Origin of the sequence: Pseudarthrobacter sp. Y6, assembly GCF_050156205.1 — a bacterium.
Classification (GTDB): domain Bacteria; phylum Actinomycetota; class Actinomycetes; order Actinomycetales; family Micrococcaceae; genus Arthrobacter.
In genome coordinates this window covers 3,409,679-3,426,766 of the sequence record NZ_CP189574.1, presented here as the reverse complement: position 1 = coordinate 3,426,766, position 17,088 = coordinate 3,409,679, and the positions used below count along the sequence as shown (strand labels likewise).

At 65.5% G+C, this 17,088-nt stretch carries 16 protein-coding genes and 1 pseudogene; 5 read left to right on the top strand and 12 right to left on the bottom strand.

What is annotated here, in order from left to right; genetic code table 11:
- The first annotated feature begins 302 nt into the window (after positions 1–302).
- Positions 303–1,583, top strand: coding sequence for a MinD/ParA family ATP-binding protein (locus ACQCSW_RS16420; RefSeq protein WP_426987549.1), 1,281 nt, complete (start codon positions 303–305; stop codon positions 1,581–1,583).
- 203 nt (positions 1,584–1,786) lie between these two features.
- On the opposite strand, the gene ACQCSW_RS16415 is transcribed toward ACQCSW_RS16420, so the two are convergent.
- From ACQCSW_RS16415 to ACQCSW_RS16400, 4 genes are all read right to left on the bottom strand, one after another.
- Positions 1,787–2,539, bottom strand: a complete 753-nt coding sequence (locus ACQCSW_RS16415) for an SDR family oxidoreductase (RefSeq protein ID WP_426987547.1) — start codon at positions 2,537–2,539, stop codon at positions 1,787–1,789.
- 49 nt (positions 2,540–2,588) lie between these two features.
- Positions 2,589–4,022, bottom strand: coding sequence for a TrkH family potassium uptake protein (locus ACQCSW_RS16410; protein WP_426987545.1), 1,434 nt, complete (start codon positions 4,020–4,022; stop codon positions 2,589–2,591).
- Positions 4,019–5,416 carry a hypothetical protein gene (locus ACQCSW_RS16405; protein WP_426987543.1) on the bottom strand — a complete coding sequence of 466 codons (1,398 nt, stop codon included), beginning with the start codon at positions 5,414–5,416 and terminating at the stop codon, positions 4,019–4,021. Before ACQCSW_RS16405 ends, ACQCSW_RS16410 begins: the two co-directional genes overlap by 4 nt.
- A gap of 99 nt (positions 5,417–5,515) precedes the next feature.
- Positions 5,516–6,016 carry a hypothetical protein gene (locus tag ACQCSW_RS16400; RefSeq protein WP_426987541.1) on the bottom strand — a complete coding sequence of 167 codons (501 nt, stop codon included), beginning with the start codon at positions 6,014–6,016 and terminating at the stop codon, positions 5,516–5,518.
- 144 nt (positions 6,017–6,160) lie between these two features.
- On the opposite strand from ACQCSW_RS16400, the gene ACQCSW_RS16395 reads away from it, so the two are divergent.
- Positions 6,161–6,502: a hypothetical protein gene (locus tag ACQCSW_RS16395; RefSeq protein ID WP_426987539.1), complete on the top strand. Its 342-nt coding sequence runs from the start codon at positions 6,161–6,163 to the stop codon at positions 6,500–6,502.
- Positions 6,503–6,572: 70 nt separating this feature from the next.
- On the opposite strand, the gene ACQCSW_RS16390 is transcribed toward ACQCSW_RS16395, so the two are convergent.
- A complete protein-coding gene (locus ACQCSW_RS16390) occupies positions 6,573–9,050 on the bottom strand; it encodes an Ig-like domain-containing protein (RefSeq protein ID WP_426987537.1) in 2,478 nt (825 codons plus the stop codon).
- A gap of 28 nt (positions 9,051–9,078) precedes the next feature.
- Positions 9,079–9,711 carry a hypothetical protein gene (locus tag ACQCSW_RS16385; RefSeq protein WP_426987535.1) on the bottom strand — a complete coding sequence of 211 codons (633 nt, stop codon included), beginning with the start codon at positions 9,709–9,711 and terminating at the stop codon, positions 9,079–9,081.
- 370 nt (positions 9,712–10,081) lie between these two features.
- Here ACQCSW_RS16385 and ACQCSW_RS16380 point away from each other — a divergent pair, with 370 nt between their 5' ends.
- Complete coding sequence (locus ACQCSW_RS16380) at positions 10,082–10,420, top strand: hypothetical protein (protein ID WP_426987533.1); 339 nt, start codon at positions 10,082–10,084, stop codon at positions 10,418–10,420.
- Between the two features lie 132 nt (positions 10,421–10,552).
- On the opposite strand, the gene ACQCSW_RS16375 is transcribed toward ACQCSW_RS16380, so the two are convergent.
- A complete protein-coding gene (locus tag ACQCSW_RS16375; RefSeq protein WP_426987531.1) occupies positions 10,553–10,894 on the bottom strand; it encodes a hypothetical protein in 342 nt (113 codons plus the stop codon).
- A 121-nt stretch (positions 10,895–11,015) separates the two neighbouring features.
- On the opposite strand from ACQCSW_RS16375, the gene ACQCSW_RS16370 reads away from it, so the two are divergent.
- A complete protein-coding gene (locus ACQCSW_RS16370) occupies positions 11,016–12,233 on the top strand; it encodes an MFS transporter (RefSeq protein WP_426987529.1) in 1,218 nt (405 codons plus the stop codon).
- A gap of 7 nt (positions 12,234–12,240) precedes the next feature.
- On the opposite strand, the gene ACQCSW_RS16365 is transcribed toward ACQCSW_RS16370, so the two are convergent.
- Both ACQCSW_RS16365 and ACQCSW_RS16360 read right to left on the bottom strand, forming a co-directional pair.
- A complete protein-coding gene (locus ACQCSW_RS16365) occupies positions 12,241–12,600 on the bottom strand; it encodes a ribbon-helix-helix protein, CopG family (RefSeq protein ID WP_426987527.1) in 360 nt (119 codons plus the stop codon).
- Positions 12,597–12,938 carry a hypothetical protein gene (locus ACQCSW_RS16360; protein ID WP_426987525.1) on the bottom strand — a complete coding sequence of 114 codons (342 nt, stop codon included), beginning with the start codon at positions 12,936–12,938 and terminating at the stop codon, positions 12,597–12,599. The genes ACQCSW_RS16365 and ACQCSW_RS16360 overlap by 4 nt, the downstream gene beginning before the upstream one ends.
- A gap of 315 nt (positions 12,939–13,253) precedes the next feature.
- On the opposite strand from ACQCSW_RS16360, the pseudogene ACQCSW_RS16355 reads away from it, so the two are divergent.
- A pseudogene (locus tag ACQCSW_RS16355) lies at positions 13,254–13,924 on the top strand (MFS transporter); the annotation flags it as partial.
- 487 nt (positions 13,925–14,411) lie between these two features.
- On the opposite strand, the gene ACQCSW_RS16350 reads toward ACQCSW_RS16355, so the two are convergent.
- The 3 genes from ACQCSW_RS16350 to ACQCSW_RS16340 form a co-directional block, all read right to left on the bottom strand.
- Positions 14,412–15,140, bottom strand: coding sequence for a signal peptidase I (locus ACQCSW_RS16350; protein ID WP_426987523.1), 729 nt, complete (start codon positions 15,138–15,140; stop codon positions 14,412–14,414).
- 61 nt (positions 15,141–15,201) lie between these two features.
- Positions 15,202–15,807, bottom strand: a complete 606-nt coding sequence (locus ACQCSW_RS16345; RefSeq protein WP_426987521.1) for a TasA family protein — start codon at positions 15,805–15,807, stop codon at positions 15,202–15,204.
- A gap of 354 nt (positions 15,808–16,161) precedes the next feature.
- Entirely contained in the window at positions 16,162–17,070 is a 909-nt protein-coding gene (locus tag ACQCSW_RS16340; RefSeq protein WP_426987519.1) for a phosphatase PAP2 family protein, read from the bottom strand.
- Positions 17,071–17,088: the final 18 nt, after the last annotated feature.

Sequence of the window (17,088 nt, the reverse complement as noted above, 5' to 3'; positions counted from 1 at the left end):
ACAACCACCAGGCACAAGGCCGGGGACCGCTGGGTCTTCCGCTCCTGCGAGGACACCCGATGCCGGCCGATGCAGTCTCCTGACCTCGCAATTCCGCCCCAGCGCCTAGACTTACTGATTGAATCAGTCCGTAAAGTGCCGCAGAACCTTGTGCCGAAAGTCCTGGGGGGACAGACATGCCCGATCCGGCGGATCAGAACGCACGCCCCATCGCAGAAGATGCAGGGCTACCGCAACCGCCCCGGCGACGCCGTGACCTCCGTCGCGCCGACAGTGCGCTGCAGGATGCCCAGACAGGAACCATGCCAGCCGTAACGCCAGATCTTTCGAACACCCCCGACGCGAACACCCCCGACGCCGGTACCCCGGTACCGCGCCGCAGCTCCTGGGCGGAGGCGGCCGCCGCCGCCGACCAAGCCAGTCCCGCAACGTCGGCTCCCATCACCTCAGTTCCTGCGCCCACCCGCCGGCCCGCCCGGCCGCCGGTCACCGCGCAGCCGCAGGCCGGGCAGCCCGCCGCGCCGGACTCAGGCACCCCCGCATTGGCGTACGACGGCGACGAAGCCGCGCCGCCGTCGTCGTACATTCCTGACGAAGCACCGGCGTTCCGGCGCATCCGCCCCACGGCGGCGGACGTCATCGCCGACAGCCCCATGCCTGACTTCATCAGCTCCCCGGGCCTGTTCGTCCGCGAACAGAAACCGCGGCCGGTGGGCGGCGTCCGCGGCGCCCTCTACTCGCTCACGGGCGGGGCCTGGAACCTGGGTCCCGGCGCCAAGCAGCGCGAGGAAGACGAACTGGCCCGCCGCATCTCCCGCCAGCTGCAGGGCAGCTACAACACCGCGGTGCTGAGCCTCAAGGGCGGCATCGGCAAAACCTCCACCACGGTGGGCGTGGGCCTGACGCTGGCAGAATTCCGCGGCGACCCGCCCTGCGCCATCGACGCCAACCCGGATTCCGGTGACCTCGTGGAGCGCGCCCTCGGCGAGGGGATCTACCAGCAGGCCAGCCCGCGCACCATCACGGACCTGCTCAAGAACATCGACGGTGTTGACTCCCTCACCGCACTGGCCCGGTACATGCACCACGCCGGCCGGCTGCACCTGATCGCGGGGGAGCAGGACCCGGAGGTCTCGGACTCGCTCACGGCCGCCGAGTACCTGCGGATCCGCAAGCTCATCTCCAACTACTACTCCGTGGCACTGACCGACTGCGGCACCGGCGTGACACACAATGCCATGAGCGGGATCCTGCAGTCCGCGGACAACCTGATCATCGCCGCCGGGTATGCGGTGAGCGGGGCAAAGCGTGCCCGCAGCACCCTGCACTGGCTGGCGGGCCACGGGTACGAGGACCTGGCCCGGAACGCCGTCGTTGTTATCACGGACAAGGACGAGGTCTCCTCCCGCGTGGACAAGGACGCCATCGAGGAACACCTCGCCGGGATCTGCCGCCAGCTCATCGCCGTCCCGCACGACAGGGGTGTGGCCGACGGCGACCTGGTCACCCTGGACGTGTTGAAGCCGGAGACGCGGAGGGCGTACAAGGAAATCGCGGCGTCGATCGTGGACGGGTACCGGTAAGTTCTTTCTGAATCTTGAGTGAACGCACCGTGCCATCTTTGGCCGATCCTGAGCATCAATCACTAGCGTCAGCGCATCAGCCATATGAAAGGTGCGTCAACGATGACCATTCTTGAATACCTCGCAGGCCTGGCAATCATCCTCGGATCCCTTATGGGCATCATGGGGCTCTCCGCCGCAGTTATGCGTCACAGGCAGCGCCACTAGTCGACTGGAAGCCTGGTTTCCAGCCACTCGTGGAACGTCTGGCGTCCGACGGCGGAGCCGGCCGACGGGACCAGGTCACCACGACGCATGGCTTGACCCATGGCGCCGGGTGCCGGGACCTTCACGACCAGCTTCCGCTGCCCGGATCTCCGCAAGTATTCGCGCACCAGATCCGCGAGCTGCTCCCGACGGGGACCGCCAAGATCAGCAACCACTCCGCGGGGTCCCTGCTCTGCTGCATCCACTAACGCCTCAGCCACTTCCCGCGCCGCGACCGGCTGAGTGATCATCTGTGGAACCAGCACCACCGGGCCAATCGAGGCGGCGTTGATGGCCATAGGCACAAACTCGTGGAACTGAGTGGACCGCAGGATGGTCCACGGCACTTCTCCGTGCCGGACGGCATCCTCCTGCGCGAGCTTCCCGGCGTACAGGCCCGAATTAGCCGTGTCGATGCCTACGATCGAGAGCGCAATATGGTGCCTGCACTGAACCGCCACCTCAGCTGCGAGCAGGTTCCGGGTGGCGGCGGTGAAAAAGTCCACGGCCTTCCTGGTGGAAATCGTCTGGATTCCGGAGACATCAATAACGGTGTCCACACCGTGCAGGGCTTCGTGCAGCCCGAGGCCCGTGGACAGGTCCACACCTTCCGATCGGGTCAGGCTTGTCACCCGATGTCCGCGGTCCCTGGCAATAGAGACGACATGGTGGCCAACGGCCCCGGTACCTCCTGGAACGGCAATATGCATGCTCAGATCCTATGGCCGGACCAGCGTTGAATATGGCAGCAAAGCGGGGTTATCCGATAATGGGTCGTTCTTCGGGGAGTTGGTACAGGCGGGGCCGTGAGGACAGTGCGAGGGCGGAGGCGACGGTGATGGTTCCGATGCGTCCGGTGAACATGAGCGCCATGAGGACCCATTGGGCGCTGGGTGGCAGGTCGTAGGTGATGCCGGTGCTCAGGCCTACGGTGGCGAAGGCCGAGATGGATTCGAAGAGAACTTTGTCGAGGCTGTAGTCGGTGAACATGAGCAGCAGCTGGGTGCCGGTGATGACGGCGGCGACGCCCAGGAGTGCCACGGACAGGGCCTGGCGCTGGGATGAGGAGCTGATGGAGCGGTGGGCGATGGTGACCTGGTCCCGGCCGCGGATTTCGTTCCAGATCGCGAAGCCCAGGACGAGGAATGTGGTGATTTTGATGCCGCCGGCGGTTCCGGCGCTGCCGCCGCCGATGAACATCAGGATGTTGGTGACCATCAGGGTTTCGGGTGCTGCGGCGCCGTAGTCGATGCTGTTGAACCCTGCGGTGCGGGGGAAGACGCTGCCTGCAAGCGTGGCCAGGAGTTTCCCGGCGAATGACAGCGGGCCCAGGGTCTGCTCTCTGTTCCACTCGAAGGCAGCGAAGAGCGCGGCGCCGGCAGCCAGGAGGAACAGGGTGCCGTAAATTGTCAGGCGCAGGTGGACGGACCAGTCTTTCATCCTGACCCCTCCCCTGAGCAGGGTGATGAGCACGGGAAATCCGATCCCGCCGGCGATGATGGCTGCGCAGATGGGGATGATGATCCATGGGTCATCGGCAACGCTGATGAGGCTGTCGCTGTAGAGGGCGAAGCCGGCGTTGTTGAACGCTGAGATGGCGTGGAAGGCCCCGTGCCAGAGCGCGGTGCCCGGGTTCGCGTCGTAGGCGATCCAGAAGCGGACGGTAAGGATTATGGCGGTGACGGCTTCGAACAGGACCATGATGCGGGCAACCCGGAAAAGGACGGAGCGGACATCCCCGAAGTTCAGGGTGTGGGTTTCGGATTGTGCGACAAGTTGGCCGCGCAGGCCGATGGTCTTCCTTACCAGGAGCGCCAGCAGTGTGGCCAGGGTCATGATGCCGAATCCTCCGACTTGGATGAGTCCGAGAATCACCCCTTGGCCGAAGGGTGTCCAGAACGTGGCGGTGTCTACGGTAACCAGGCCGGTGACGCATACGGCCGAAACGGCTGTGAACAGGGCTGGCAGCAGGGGGTCAGTGCCGGCTGCGGTGCGTGCGGCCGGCAGCATCAGCAACCCGGCGCCGAGGAGTATCACGGCAAGAAACGCCAGCGGCACGGAGCGGACCGGATGCAGCAGCGCCCGCCTGAGACCGGCTCCCGTGTCCCGGAGCCCGGAGAGATCCGGGAACCTACCGTTGACACCGGCGTTGCGGATTTTCGGGTTTTTTTGGGTCTTGCTGTCGGGTTTCATTCGGTGGTCTCTTCGGCTTCGGCGGCGACGTTGCGGATACCGCGGGGTTTTCCGGCCTTGACCCATGCCCGGTACAGGACGGCGGCGATGGCCAGGGCGGCCGCCAGGCTGACGATGGGCAGGCCTCGGGAGAGGTTGGCGACGAGGGTGAAGGCCACTACCACCGCGCCAGCGAGGTTCATGATGAGGTAGCCGCGGCGGTGGTCGCGGTAAGAGAACAGGGCCATGGAGAGCAGCCCGGCCAGGAAGCTGAGGAAAACGGAGACGGCGTAAAAGAGCACCAGTTCCTGGTCTCGTCCGCCCGCGGCGGCGGTGACGAGCCCGGCCAGAACGATGAACAGCACCACACCCCAGTAGGGCGTGTGGTGGGTGTTCGTGCGGCCCAGAGCCGGGGTGAGGATCCCGATGGTGTGTCCTTTCGCGGTGGTGTGGCGGGCGAGGGCCTTGAGCAGACCCGGCCCGGCCTGGAATGAGGAGCTCGCGGCCGAGAGCAGCAGCAGGGCGGTGACGAGCTGAAAGGCGGCGAAGACGGGGCCGGGAGCGGCCAGCCGGGCCAGTTCGGCGATCTGCGTGCTGTCCTCCGGAGGGATGCCGATTTGCAGATGTGCCGCTTCAAGGGTCAGGCCCAGGGTGATGGCTCCCACGATGGCAAGTGTGAGCCAGAGGGTGACCCGGCCGAACCGGCTCCGGCCGGCGTTATCCAGCTGGCCCAGCTGGGCGATCGCAGAGGATGGCGCTTCAACGCCCGTGGCCAGGGCCATGGCCACCGGGAAGGCCAGGACCACGGCGATGACCGGCGGATGCCCGGGAGTATCGGCAATGGTGCCGACCGGCTGGGGGGAGGCCCCGAGCCCGTAGAGCAGGACGATGGCGGTGACGATGATGAACGCCACTGTCATCGCGGCGAAGACCAGCCGCCCCAGATGACCGAACCACGTCGCGGCTCCGACCAGGACAACCAGGGCCAGTGCGAGCAGCAGCCGCCAGGGCGCCAGCACGGGGAAGTAGGCGGTGGCCGCGGAGGCCCCGGCCGAGACGCTGATGGCAATGGTCAGGACGAAATCGACCACCAGGGCGCCGATCGGAATAAAGGACCACCGGTCCCCGAACGCCTCACCGGTTGCCGCCGCGGCACCGCCGCCCTGCGGGTAGCGGATGATCAGCTGACGGTAATTCACGATCACGAGGGCGATGATCGCCACCACGAGGGTCATCGTGGGGACGAGCAGCGCCAGGTCACCGTTCAGTGCCCGCAGGGCTGCTTCAATAGCGTACGCGACGGAGGAGACGGGGTCGGCCATGACCGCGAAAGCAAAGGCGAGTAACAAAGCCGTCCGGGAACGGAGGGCCCCGGCCAGGCCGCGGCCCGGTTCGACCTTCTCAGGTGCCGCCATCGGCTGGTCCTTTCCTTTGTGAGGAGCCCACACTCATCTGTTCCATGTCTTCCACCTACTGCTCAGAGGTCCTCCGTCAATCGTTTTGAAGGGCAGGAATCAATCGTCGTGCACTCCGGGTCGTTTGCTGGCATCGTGTTCAGCAGCGGCCAACAGCTCCCGGGTGATGCGGGCGACTTTGCCTTCACTCCGGGTCCGGAACGGCAGGAGGCTGACAAGGCGGTTGTCGCCGGACCTGGTGAAGTAGAGGTGGGGCAAGAGGCCTGTCACGTCCCGGATGTGCAGGAGCACGGCGGCGATGGTGTTCGGCGCCGCAGGGCCGTGGGCTTCCAGGACCCGGTATCCGTGCCGTATGACGCCATGCACGGGCAGGCCGGCTTCGAATTTGTTGGCGGTGTCGATAACCACATCCAGGAACAGGGGCTGGTGGTCTGCCGGCAATTCGCGGGCTTCGATCGTGGACGTGAGGCTGGCCCCGTACTCCTCGGCGGCCTGCAGCCTGGGTGGGTGCGCGATGATGCTGATCGGGCCCTCCACTTTGGAGGACACAAATTCCAGGGCATTGGTGTCCAGGTGCACGCTCAGTTCCAAGGGAGCCACCCGTTACTCAGCGGGGCTTTGGTGCCCGGCTGGGCCGCAGGTTCTCGTGGCGGTGTCCTTAACGTTGTCACGAGATCCTTTCCGTCCGGCGTTGCAGGGCGCGACTCCGCTGAAACTAGCAGAAGGAAGAAGGACAGGAATCACGTGCGGGCTGTTTCTTACCGAATCGTTAATGACTATACGGCTGACGATGCCGCTCTGGCCGCTTCCTGGGCCGCGGTGCGGGAGCCTTCGGCGAAGCGAGGAGCCGTCCCCCCGGGCCTGTTCAGGGTCGTGTGCCCGGCTTCCACCGGCTGCGCGGTGCTTGTATCCTGTGGTTCGGACGCCGATGATGCCAGGACCACCGCTGCGGCTGCCCTGGAGGCCGTGGCCGGAGCGGCGGCCACGACGCGTGCGGAGGGCAGCATCGGATTCCTGGGTGAACTGGTCCCCGCCCGGGCAACTGACCTGCTGAACGGTGAAACAGCCCGCCGGACCCTGAACTGAGGGAGTGGCTGCTCCGTCCTGGGTTTCGACAGACTCAACCACCGGGGGACAGGCTCAACCGCCGGATCCGTCAGAAGTCCCGGTCCAGCGTCCCTGTCTCGGTGGCTGGGGCCGTGGATGAGGCGACGCCCGCGCTCGTGGCGACTGACGCCGTCGTGCTCCACACCATGGCGACCGCCGTGGACGACGTCCACAGACTCCCGCCGCCGCTTGCCACGCTGCCCAGCATGACCGTCACTACGGTGCGCGGCACGCCGCCGGCGGTCACGGTAGTGGCAGTCATGGTCGCGTTCAGGGTGACAGTTTTCTTGTTCTTGACGAAGTTGGACTTGGTGTTGACCGCGCCCAGGTTGACGGTGCTGCCGGGCCGCTGGATGTCCAGGGTATCGCCGTTGTTGCCCAGGCCGAGGCCGGACACATTGCCGTCGCGCAGCCGCACCGTCACCGGGAGCGGGGCGCCGGCCCAGCCGGGGGTGACGGTGGCGAGGTTGACCTGCTGGCTGTACGTGAAGCTCAGCGCGTCCCCGGCATCCATCTTCCCGACGGCGCCTGAGCCGTTTGCTGCCTGAATGTCCGCTGCGCGCAGGGGGCTGTTGTCCACCCGGCGTCCGGTTACGGTGGCGGAAATAGTCTGTTTGCCGGCGCCGTCGGTGAGGATGGCGCGGACATCGTAGAGCCCGTCCGGCACAGTGGACGTGTTCCAGGCGCAGGAGAACGGAGCCACGGCGAGGGTGCAGCGCGTGGTCCAAGTGGTGGTGCCGGCCGGGGCCGCCTGGATCCGCACGCTCCCGACGCCGGCTGTTGAGTTCGCTGCCGCGTTCAGGGTGACCGTGCCGGTCAGGTAGGCGCCCGGGTTTTCGACGGACACGGAGGAGACGGTGTTGTCCACCACTCGGGTGACGGCTGCCGACAGCGTGCTGTTGCCTGCTGCGTCGGTTGCCACAGCGCGGAAGCTGTAGCTGGCACTGGTGCTGGTCAGTGATGTGGTATCGAACCGGCAGGAGTGCGGCTCCACGTCTGCCGTGCAGAGGGGTAGCCACGTACTGGTGCCGGTCCGGGCGTACTGGATCTGCACCTGGGCTATGCCTGAGTGGGCGTCCGTGGCGGTGGCCGTGAAGGTCCTGGTTCCACTCAGCGGTGTTCCTGGGTCCACCATGCTGGCCGTTGGTGCCGCGTTGTCCACCAGGACGCCGGCCACCGTTTCGGAGTACGTGCTGCTGAGCCCGGACAACGCCACAGCGCGGAGGTCATACTCGCCGTTGGCGAAGGCGCCGGTGGCCCAGGAACAGTTGTACGGGGCAATCAGGTTGAGGCAGAGGGTGTTCCATTTGTTGGCTCCGGCTACGGAGTATTCCACGCGCACGGCACTGATGAGGCCGGGGGGATTGAACAGGATTGTGGACAGGCTGACCGTGCCGCGCCGGATCTCGCCCGGATCGGCATTGACGACGGCGAACGTGTTGGCCACCCGTGTTTCCACAATGGCCGAGGTGGTGGTAAAGCCTGCGTTGTCGGTGGCCACGGCGCGGAGGCTGTAGCTGCCGTCCGTTACGGACGCGGTGTTCCAGTTGCACGTGTAGGGCTGGGCGGCGGGCGTGCAGAGGACCGTCCAGGTGCTGGCCCCGGCACGCTGGTATTCGATGGTGACGCTGCGGAGGCCGGATTCGGCGTCGGATGCGTCAGCGGTAAGGACGACGGCGCCCTTAACCGTGGCTTCGGGGTTGGCCAGGCTCACGCTCGGTGGATTCCAGTCGGCGGCCGTGCCGAAGGTGTTGGCGGCGTTTGCCGTGCTGGCGGTAAAGGCGGCCGAGGAGAAAACGGTGGCGCCGGCAATGACCAGGGCCGCCAGCGCCGCAACGAGGCCCAGAGCGCTGCCCGCTCGGAGGCGAAGTGAATTACTGCGGTGGGACCTGGTTCGGTGCGACTTGGTGCGGTGGGCTGGAGGGGGAGTGCCGCCGTCGTCCGTCTGTTCTGCTTGCCCTGCGGGACGCCCGCCGAAAAGGGCGGCGACGACGGCGAGCAGCGTCAGCACTGACCACAAGGCCAAACCCGGAAGGTTGCCCAGGCCCAGCCACAAACCGGGGAGCCCGATCGACGGGACCAGGAGCCTGCCCTGGCCCGTGATCTGCCCGCGCTCCAGCGGGATGCTGTCCACCTCGGCGTTGGCGTCCCCGGCCGTGACGAAGCTGCCGTCCGGGTTCTCGGCGACGATCCGGTGCAGGCGGGTCTTTTCCACGCCGCTCGGCTCGGCCTCCGCCGGGCTGGTGAACTCCATGACGCCGCCCACGGGCACGCGCTGATCGGAACCGAACGCGGCCGCGAGGACAACGTCGCCCGCGCTGATGTGCGGCTCCATGGAACCGCTCTGGACCACGGTGCCGTGCCAGCCCAGCAGGGCAGGCAGGACCGCGATCAGGGCAAGGCTGAGCACCACGCCCAGATACAGTCGCGACAGGGTGGACGCCACAAAGAGCGCCCAGCCGTCAGCGGAAAACAGCGGGTCCCACCAGGAGGAATCCCGGGCGGACCCGGGTTCCTCCCGGTTCACAGTTCTGCTTTATGCCCCAGCGTCTCGGCTACGGTGCGGCCGGTGCTGGCGACTCGTCCGACTGGAGCTCCCACACCAGGTCAATCCCCACGCGGGCACCCTGCAGGGCGTTGATGTCGTCCTGGCTCAGGCCGGTGGTGTCGAACCGCCACGTGCCGCGGTAGCTCTGGGTTTCCCCGGGCGTGCCGGCGGTCTCCCACCGTGCGCCGCCTGTGGCGAAGTCGCGGTTGACGGAGGCCAGCGTGGAGATGGGCAGTTCAGGGACCGTGTTGGTGGTGGGCGTGAATCCCGTGCAGTCGTTGAAGGAGCCGCCGGTGCCCTGCTCCAGGTCAAAGAAGATCCGGTTCTCCAGGCCCTTGGAGGTGATCAGGTTCTGTGTGTAGGCCCTGACCTCGCCCGCGACGTTTGACTGGGAGGTGACCACGATGCACTTCTGGCCGGTCTGGCCAGGCACGATGTTCTCCACCGTGAAGGCGGCCGCCCCCAGGTCATCGTCCGTGAGAACCACGTTGCCGGTGCTCCAGGCGCTGCCGGAGTTGCGGGTGGAGGCGGTGAAGGCAGCCTGGGAGCCCTGCCAGACCATGCCACCGGCCACCAGGATCGCCAGCGGCCCGGCGGCGAGCACTGCGATTTTGCGGGTGAGTGGGGAGGGGGTTTTCATGGCTGAGACCTTTGCTGTGAGACCGAAATCGTGTTTTGCTGCCCGGTCTGTCCAGCGAATCCATGTGTGGCGTCCCGCTGGCCCCCAAAGCAATGACACCCTCAGGCTAGGGCAGTATGTCAACTTATTCCAATTACCTGTCAGTAGGTTCCTGCGCGGTGAATTGTCTGTGACTAAATCTGTCTAGTCACCCCTCGGGCGGATCCTGACGCGGATGGCCGGGCAGACGCGGGGTGGCTGGACATATATGCGACCGAATGTTGCGCACATCACATTCCTTGCCTACTCTGAATGAGGCTGTAGAAAAACGGCCATTGGCCGCAGCGTCGCGGCCTCCCCGGCTGCAGCGTCGCAGCCACGCAAGGAAGGCATGATCATCTTGTCCGATAAGCTCAGCATTCTTGTCCGTGTAGATCTCGACCACGCGAAGGCACAGGTCCTCGCCAAAGGCCACGTCACCGTGCACAGCATCCAGGCCCTCTACGTTGTGGTGAAACGCGCAAACGCGCTGAAGGAAAACCTGGACCTGGAACTGGACGTGCGGAACGCCCGCGTCGATCCCGAAGCCCTGCGGCAGCTTCAGCTCTGCTCCGAGACGCATCACCTGCCCGCCAGGATTGACCCGCAGCAGACCCGGTGCACGCTGAGCATCCTCCCGCCCCGCCGTGCCACCGCCAAGGCCGCCGAGTTCAGCCACGTCGCCGCCTGACCCCGCACCACTTAGCGCGAACTGGCAGCTAATGACCTCAAATCCCGGATTTGGCGTCATCAGCTGCCTGTTCGCGCTTGGAGAAGGGGCTTAACTGTCCGTTCGCGCTTTAGAGGAGGCCGCCGTCGCGGGTTATCCGACGGCGGGAATCCCGCCGGCCAGTTCCGCCGCCGCGGCGAGTGCCCACCGGTCGCTCTCCGGAACAAAGAAGACCACCATGGACGCGTCGGCGTCGCGGGCCTCGTCAAGGGCGAACAGCAGGGCATCCTCAAGATGCTGAGCGTGCTCCAGCCGTTCGGGAAGCGTGCCCGGCAGGTCGCTGTCGTCAATTACGACGTGGGCCTTGCCGTCCACGATGACTTTCAGCGCAAAACCCTGGTCCTCATGCAGGGACCCGCGGGTGGATGCAATTTCCGTGACTTTGTCGGCCCGGACCAAACTGTTGCTGATGGTGCGGATCCATACTTCACCCATGAGACCTCCTTGGCTGTGAGGGGCAGGCGGCAGCGCCCCACAAGGCAAACGTTAGTCCTCGCGGAGCCTCTTGTGACCCCCTGAATGCTGGGGAATTTCCCGCGGGCATAAGATAAATCTGATGACTTCGCCAGGATCCCCGCAGCCCTTTAATTTCCGAAGCATCGCCATACCCGCATTCGGGCCGGCCCTGCTGTTCTGCATCGGCGAAGGTGCGGTCCTTCCGGTGGTGGTCCTGTCCGCCCGCGACCTCGGTGCATCGGTGGCGGTCTCCGCGCTGATCGTCACCCTGATCGGGCTCGGTTCGTGGTTTTTCAACCTGCCCGCGTCCCTGATCACGCTCAAGTTCGGCGAACGCTGGTCGATCGTCGGCGCCGCCGCGGTGGGCGCCCTGGCGCTCGCGGCCGCCGCGATGTCCTCCCTGATCCCCAACGGACTGTGGCTGCTGGCGGTGGCGATGATCGTCGTCGGAATGGCCGCGAGCGTTTTCAGCCTGGCGCGGCAGAAGTACCTCACCGAGGCCGTGCCCGTCCAGTTCCGGGCGCGGGCGCTGTCGACGCTGGGCGGGGTCAGCAGGATCGGCGTCTTTGCGGGGCCGTTCATTGGTGCCGGCGTGATGCAGTTCGCCGGGATCGCCGGAGCGTACTGGGTGGGGGTGGCGGGCATGGCTGCGGCTGCCGTTTTGGCGGTCACCATCCCGGACTTGGTGGTCCCGCCAGCGCCCGACGGCGGCCACAAGGGTCCGGAGCCGACGCTGCGGAATGTGGCGGTTTCGCATGCCCGCGTGTTCCTGACGCTGGGTGTGGGGGTCCTGCTGCTCAGCGCGCTGCGCGCGTCGCGCCAGGTGGTCATCCCGCTGTGGGCGGACCATCTGGGGATGGATGCGGCCCAGGCTTCGGTGATCTACGGGTTGTCCGGCGCGATCGACATGCTGGTGTTTTATCCGGCCGGCAAGGTGATGGACCGACGCGGCAGGCTGTTCGTGGCCATCCCGTCCACCATCATCATGGGCATCGCGATGCTGCTGATTCCTTTGTCGGCGTCCTTTGCTGGGCTGCTGTTGGGGTCACTGCTGATCGGGTTCGGCAACGGCATCAGCTCCGGGCTGATCATGACCCTCGGCGCCGACTTCTCGCCGGACCGTGGCCGCGGCCAGTTCCTGGGCCTGTGGCGGTTCATCGCGGACGCAGGATCCACCGGCGGGCCGGTCCTTCTCTCCGGCGTGACGGCGCTGGCCACCCTCGGCGCTGGGGTCTCAGCCACCGGCCTCCTGGGGTTTGCCGCGGCTGGTGTGTTCGCGGTTGTGCTTCCGCGGCTGAGGCACCGGCGGAATTACTGACCTTTACTCAGGAAGCTTTGGCGAGATATTCGGCCAGGGCATCCCTGATGATCGCCGAGGGGTTCCGGTGTTCCTTTTGCGCCTGCTCAACGAGCTTTGCATCCATGTCCTCCGGCAGCCTGAGGGAACGGGACGGCGATGTTCCTTTGGCGCTGAGTGAGGGTTTGCCGACGGCGCGTCTGACTGCTTCGGGGGAGCCAAGCGCAGCCTCGAGGAGGGAGCGGCCCACGTCCGGACCGTCGGCCTTGCTGATGCGGGCGTCGGGCCCGATGTCTGCGGTCTCCGCCCAGGCCGCCAACTCTGCATAGCGGGCCTGCTCCTCGGGATCGAGGTCCTCGGGTGCCTGGGCTTTTTTTGTTTCGTTCACTTGCCAGCCTGCCTTTCTGCGATGTCCAGGATTTTCCTGCGGGCTTCCATGACGTGGAAGATCAGGATGTCGTTCGGAGGCGTGATGACCGCCATGACCTCAAGGATCCTGCTCCTGTCCCGAGTAGGGCCGATAAACAGGTCTGGCCTTTTGCCCGAACCGACTCGAGGTTCATCGAAATGCTGTACATGGTAGGTCTGATTGAGGATGGCATTCAGGGCATCCTCATGGTCGATGCCATGTTTATCTGCGCTGGCCGCCCAGACGATCCCCATCGCTTTATTGTCTTGCAACACTGGCCGCATTGCAAGACAATATCGGTTCCACGCTTCTGACATGATGCACTTTTGGCCCTCGGAGCGAGGGCCCCGCCGCGGCGTTCTGGGGTTTGCTACGACTGGCGTGTTCGCCGTCGCGCTTCCGCGGCTCGGGCACCCAGCAGCTCCTGGATGACAAGCCGTCCAGCGCTGCGTTCGCGCGTGGCGGGGATTCATGCAGATCCAGGGCGATCGCCGCGATGGCGACTCTTCCGTCAGCGAATGCTTCAGTGACGGTGACTTCCCGGATCGCTACGTTGCCCTTGCGATCCTCGATGAGGCGTATGCGCCCCGGCGGGCATCCGCGTCGCCGGTCCGCGCGTAACCTTCTGCAGTTCCAGCGCCGCCGTTTTGGCGGTCACCATCCCGGATCTGGTGGTCCCGCCAGCGCCCGACGGCGGACACAGGGTCCGGAGCCGACGCTGCGGAATGTGGCGGTGTCGCATGCCCGCGTCTTCCTGACGCTGGGAGTCGGGGTTCTGCTGCTCAGCGCGCTGCGCGCGTCCCGCCAGGTCGTCATCCCGCTGTGGGCGGACCATCTGGGGATGGATCCGGCCCAGGCTTCGGTGATTTATGGGCTGTCCGGAGCGATCGACATGCTGGTGTTTTACCCCGCCGGCAAGGTGACGGACCGTCGCGGCAGGCTGTTCGTGGCCATCCCTTCCACCATCATCATGGGCATCACGATGCTGCTGATTCCGCTCACTGCTTCGTTTGCCGGGCTGTTGTTGGCGTCGCTGCTTATCGGGTTCGGCAACGGCATCAGCTCCGGCCTGATCATGACGCTCGGCGCCGACTTCTCGCCCGACCGTGGCCGCGGCCAGTTCCTGGGACTGTGGCGGTTCATTGCCGACGCAGGATCCACCGGCGGGCCCGTCCTGCTCTCCGGCGTCACGGCGCTGGCCACCCTCGGCGCTGGGGTCTCAGCTACCGGTGTCCTTGGGTTGGCCGCGGCCGGTGTGTTCGCGGTTGTGCTGCCGCGCTTGAGGCAGCGGCGGAGTTACTAAGGGTCAGACGCAGGTGACTGTGCCTCGTTTGGGAACGACGGACCGCCAGAAGTTCGACGTTCCTGAGACTCTGTATTCCGCCCAAACCTCGTAGGTCCAGACCGTGTCGTTGCCAACATTGTTGGGCATAGGCGCCGGCTCGTATGTTCGTCCGGCCGGTGTGCTGAGGCTGCCCGTGTGCTTCAGGACTCCAGCTGAAGGCGGGCTTGCGGGACCGTAAACCCTTAGCTCGAGATAATTGGCAGGATGCACAGCCGGATAGTTTGACGGCACCGAGATGCTCAAGCGAAATTGGCCCTGAACCTTGGGGCAGACAGCGGTCACCGGGAAATTGGCTGGAACCATCAAAGTGGCCGTAGAAAAGCCTGTTGACGCTTGGCTGACAGCCTTGAAGGAGGCGCTTGCTGGGGGTGCGAGCGTCAGGCCAAGAATGACGACGAGCGTAACGCCGATGGCACGCACCAGCCTGCCGGCAGTCCAACTGCGGCTACTCACTGACTGCTGGTTCCGGGTCTTTGCGCCAGATCGTCGTCAATAGCCCGATGACCAGGACGGCGGGAGCCCCATACATCAGAGTGTTGAGGACTACCGGCTGGCGCAGGGTGCGAATGACCTGACCCACGTAGGGGACCGTGAGGACGTGCCGGTCAACGGTCGCTCCGTTGAGGGTTGCGGTCCAAGGATCCACGCCGTTGTTGGCGTCACCTTTGGTCCGCACTGCCGTCGTCCCGTCCGCACTGGTGAGTACCTCGGTGACGCGGTGGGTTTCCATTCGGTGGTCCTCGACCGGGATGTGGTAGGTAATGATGTCACCAGCCCGGATATCGCTGACGGCGGTAGGTGCCGTCACCACCACGTCGCCCGGATTGATCAGCGGGGCCATGGAACCGGTGAGCATGGTGGACGTCTGGTAGCCCAGGACCCGGGGGCCGACGGCGAGGAGCAGGAACGCTGCCACCGCGGCGACGAACAGTGCTGTGGTGAGGGCGCTGACCGTCCGCCGCGCGGCGGCCTTGAAGCGGCTGGACCGGACACTGCTGCTTGCCGGAAAACTGATGCTCCTTGGGACTGTGCTTCTTGGGACAGTGCTGCCCTGGACAGTGGAAGGTGCAGGGATGGAAGTCCCGGCGCCGCCGCCCGGGGCAAGGCGGTGCAGGGACGGCTCAGTTTCCGCGGCGACAGCAGGTGCCGGGGCAAAATCGGTTACTGCGCTCATCGCTGTTCAGCCCTCACGTGAGTCGGGATAGTGCTGCAGGGAGTGGTGCCTGGCCTACCTGTTACTTGACGGTTTCGGTGCGCTGGGTTCCAGTGAAGGCGAAGTCGATGGTGCTGGTCAGGCCCTGGAACGTGTTGTCCGCGGTGGGGGGCAAGGTAGTGGTGACCTTCAGGTTGTCAGCGCCGCTGGTGGCGAGGGAGGCAAGTCCGGCCAGCGCCTTGTTTGCACCGATCACAGGGCTCTTGGCCAGGACCGTGGTAGTGGTGCCGGAACAGGTGTCCGCGGCCGCGGCGACAACGGTCCAGGCAGTGCTGCAGGATTCGATTGTCAGCTGCAGGCCTTTCGTGGTGTCCGAAGTAAGGAACGTCGGAGAAGTGGTGCTCGCAGTGAGCGTGATGTTGTTCAGGGCGGAGTTGCCGGAGTTCGTCAGAGTCGCGAACTTCTCCACGGAGTCGCCCGGCAGGAGTCCGGTGACCGGGACGGCCAAGGTGTTGGATGCGCCGGCGCCAAGGTCGATGACCACCGTGCCGGCGGTGACTGCCTGGCTGGCGGACGTGGTGGAGGTGAAAGAACCGTAGGTGCCCATGCCGGCGACTGCAGCGGCGGTGCCCACCAGTGCGACGGAAGCCAGAATCTTGCCGGAAGTGGTTTTCATGCTGATGCCCATGAGAAGAATCCTTTTCGACGTTGCCCACCCCAGGAGGGCCAGCCGCCCCCCAGTGGGCCGACCGTGAATACCAGACTCACGTGGGCTGGCAAGAAGCCACTTTTCCCGACCAGACGCAACTTATACCCGCGTAATTCCTCAAGATTTTGTCAAGGTTACTTGTGTTTTCGCAGGTCAGGGCCAAATGCCATCCATTTGTTGGATTAATTGCGGAGTCCGCCTGGGTTATCACCTGGCTGACCAACAGACGGGCCAACAGAAACGAAGTCGAGCCCGTAGGGACTCAGAACATCGGCAAGGATGACGCTAAGGGCCCGTAACGGCGCACGACGGCGCCCGACGGCGGGGGCGCGGTCAGCGCCCCTGCGAGTTCCGCCGTCGTGCGGCGTATGCGAACAGCGACGTGGTGGCGACGGTGGCCAGGTATCCGGCGATCACGATGAGCGAGATCCCGGCCCAGAAGTAGTTGGTGGTGCTGTCTTCCTGCAGCGGCCCGGACGCGATCCTGGCGAGCGAATACACTGCCACAGCCGCGGACGCCAAGCCGATCACCACCGGCAGCGTGAGCCAGATTTTCGCCGAGCCCACGTGCTCGCCGAAGCCGTCCCACAGATTCCATTCGGCGCCATTGCGCATGATCAGCCAGCCGGCGGGGATCATAAACGCGCCCACCAGGAGGAAGGCTGCTACGACGTCGGCCGGGCGGTGCCACTGGTTGATCAGCGTGGAAACCCCGGAAGCTATCGCGAAGGTCCCGCCCACAAAACCGGCCAGCGGACGCCACCGCGGCGAAGCCATCAGGAACACCGCCGCCGCAGCCGACGCCGCCAGCGTGGTATGACCGGACGGCAGCGAGTTCAGCTCCAGCGTCACCACGCCCTTGTCCGGGCGCGCAGGCAGCACTTCCTTCAGGATCTGCGTGGCGATATTCGCCCCGATGCACGCGGTGACCGCAATCCCTGCAGCAGACCAGCGTCGTCGGATCACTGTGACAAACAGGACCACGACGGCGGCCACCACCAGTGAGATGGTGGGCAGCCAGTCCAGGAACTCGGTGGCTGCCTTACCCGCAGGTCCATGAATGTCCACGGCCTCAACCAGCGCGGACTCGTCGATGAACTGGCCCGTGGTGGTATGGACGAAGTAGTAGTAGGTGGCGATCAGACCGACAACGCAGGCGAGCCAGGCGAACGCGAACATAAAGCCGGAGCCCGGGGTGGGGCGGGCAGAGGTCCGCGGTGGTGCCTGGCGTGGAATGGTCATCAGTTAAGGGTGTCACAG

What these genes read in the sequence shown, in the direction of transcription:
- ACQCSW_RS16420 (WP_426987549.1), top strand. Translation starts at nt 303, where the DNA reads ATGCCAGCCGTAACGCCAGATCTTTCGAACACCCCCGACGCGAACACC.
- ACQCSW_RS16415 (WP_426987547.1), bottom strand. Translation starts at nt 2,539, where the DNA reads ATGCATATTGCCGTTCCAGGAGGTACCGGGGCCGTTGGCCACCATGTC.
- ACQCSW_RS16410 (WP_426987545.1), bottom strand. Translation starts at nt 4,022, where the DNA reads ATGAAACCCGACAGCAAGACCCAAAAAAACCCGAAAATCCGCAACGCC.
- ACQCSW_RS16405 (WP_426987543.1), bottom strand. Translation starts at nt 5,416, where the DNA reads ATGGCGGCACCTGAGAAGGTCGAACCGGGCCGCGGCCTGGCCGGGGCC.
- ACQCSW_RS16385 (WP_426987535.1), bottom strand. Translation starts at nt 9,711, where the DNA reads ATGAAAACCCCCTCCCCACTCACCCGCAAAATCGCAGTGCTCGCCGCC.
- ACQCSW_RS16380 (WP_426987533.1), top strand. Translation starts at nt 10,082, where the DNA reads ATGATCATCTTGTCCGATAAGCTCAGCATTCTTGTCCGTGTAGATCTC.
- ACQCSW_RS16375 (WP_426987531.1), bottom strand. Translation starts at nt 10,894, where the DNA reads ATGGGTGAAGTATGGATCCGCACCATCAGCAACAGTTTGGTCCGGGCC.
- ACQCSW_RS16370 (WP_426987529.1), top strand. Translation starts at nt 11,016, where the DNA reads ATGACTTCGCCAGGATCCCCGCAGCCCTTTAATTTCCGAAGCATCGCC.
- ACQCSW_RS16360 (WP_426987525.1), bottom strand. Translation starts at nt 12,938, where the DNA reads ATGTCAGAAGCGTGGAACCGATATTGTCTTGCAATGCGGCCAGTGTTG.
- ACQCSW_RS16350 (WP_426987523.1), bottom strand. Translation starts at nt 15,140, where the DNA reads ATGAGCGCAGTAACCGATTTTGCCCCGGCACCTGCTGTCGCCGCGGAA.
- ACQCSW_RS16345 (WP_426987521.1), bottom strand. Translation starts at nt 15,807, where the DNA reads ATGGGCATCAGCATGAAAACCACTTCCGGCAAGATTCTGGCTTCCGTC.
- ACQCSW_RS16340 (WP_426987519.1), bottom strand. Translation starts at nt 17,070, where the DNA reads ATGACCATTCCACGCCAGGCACCACCGCGGACCTCTGCCCGCCCCACC.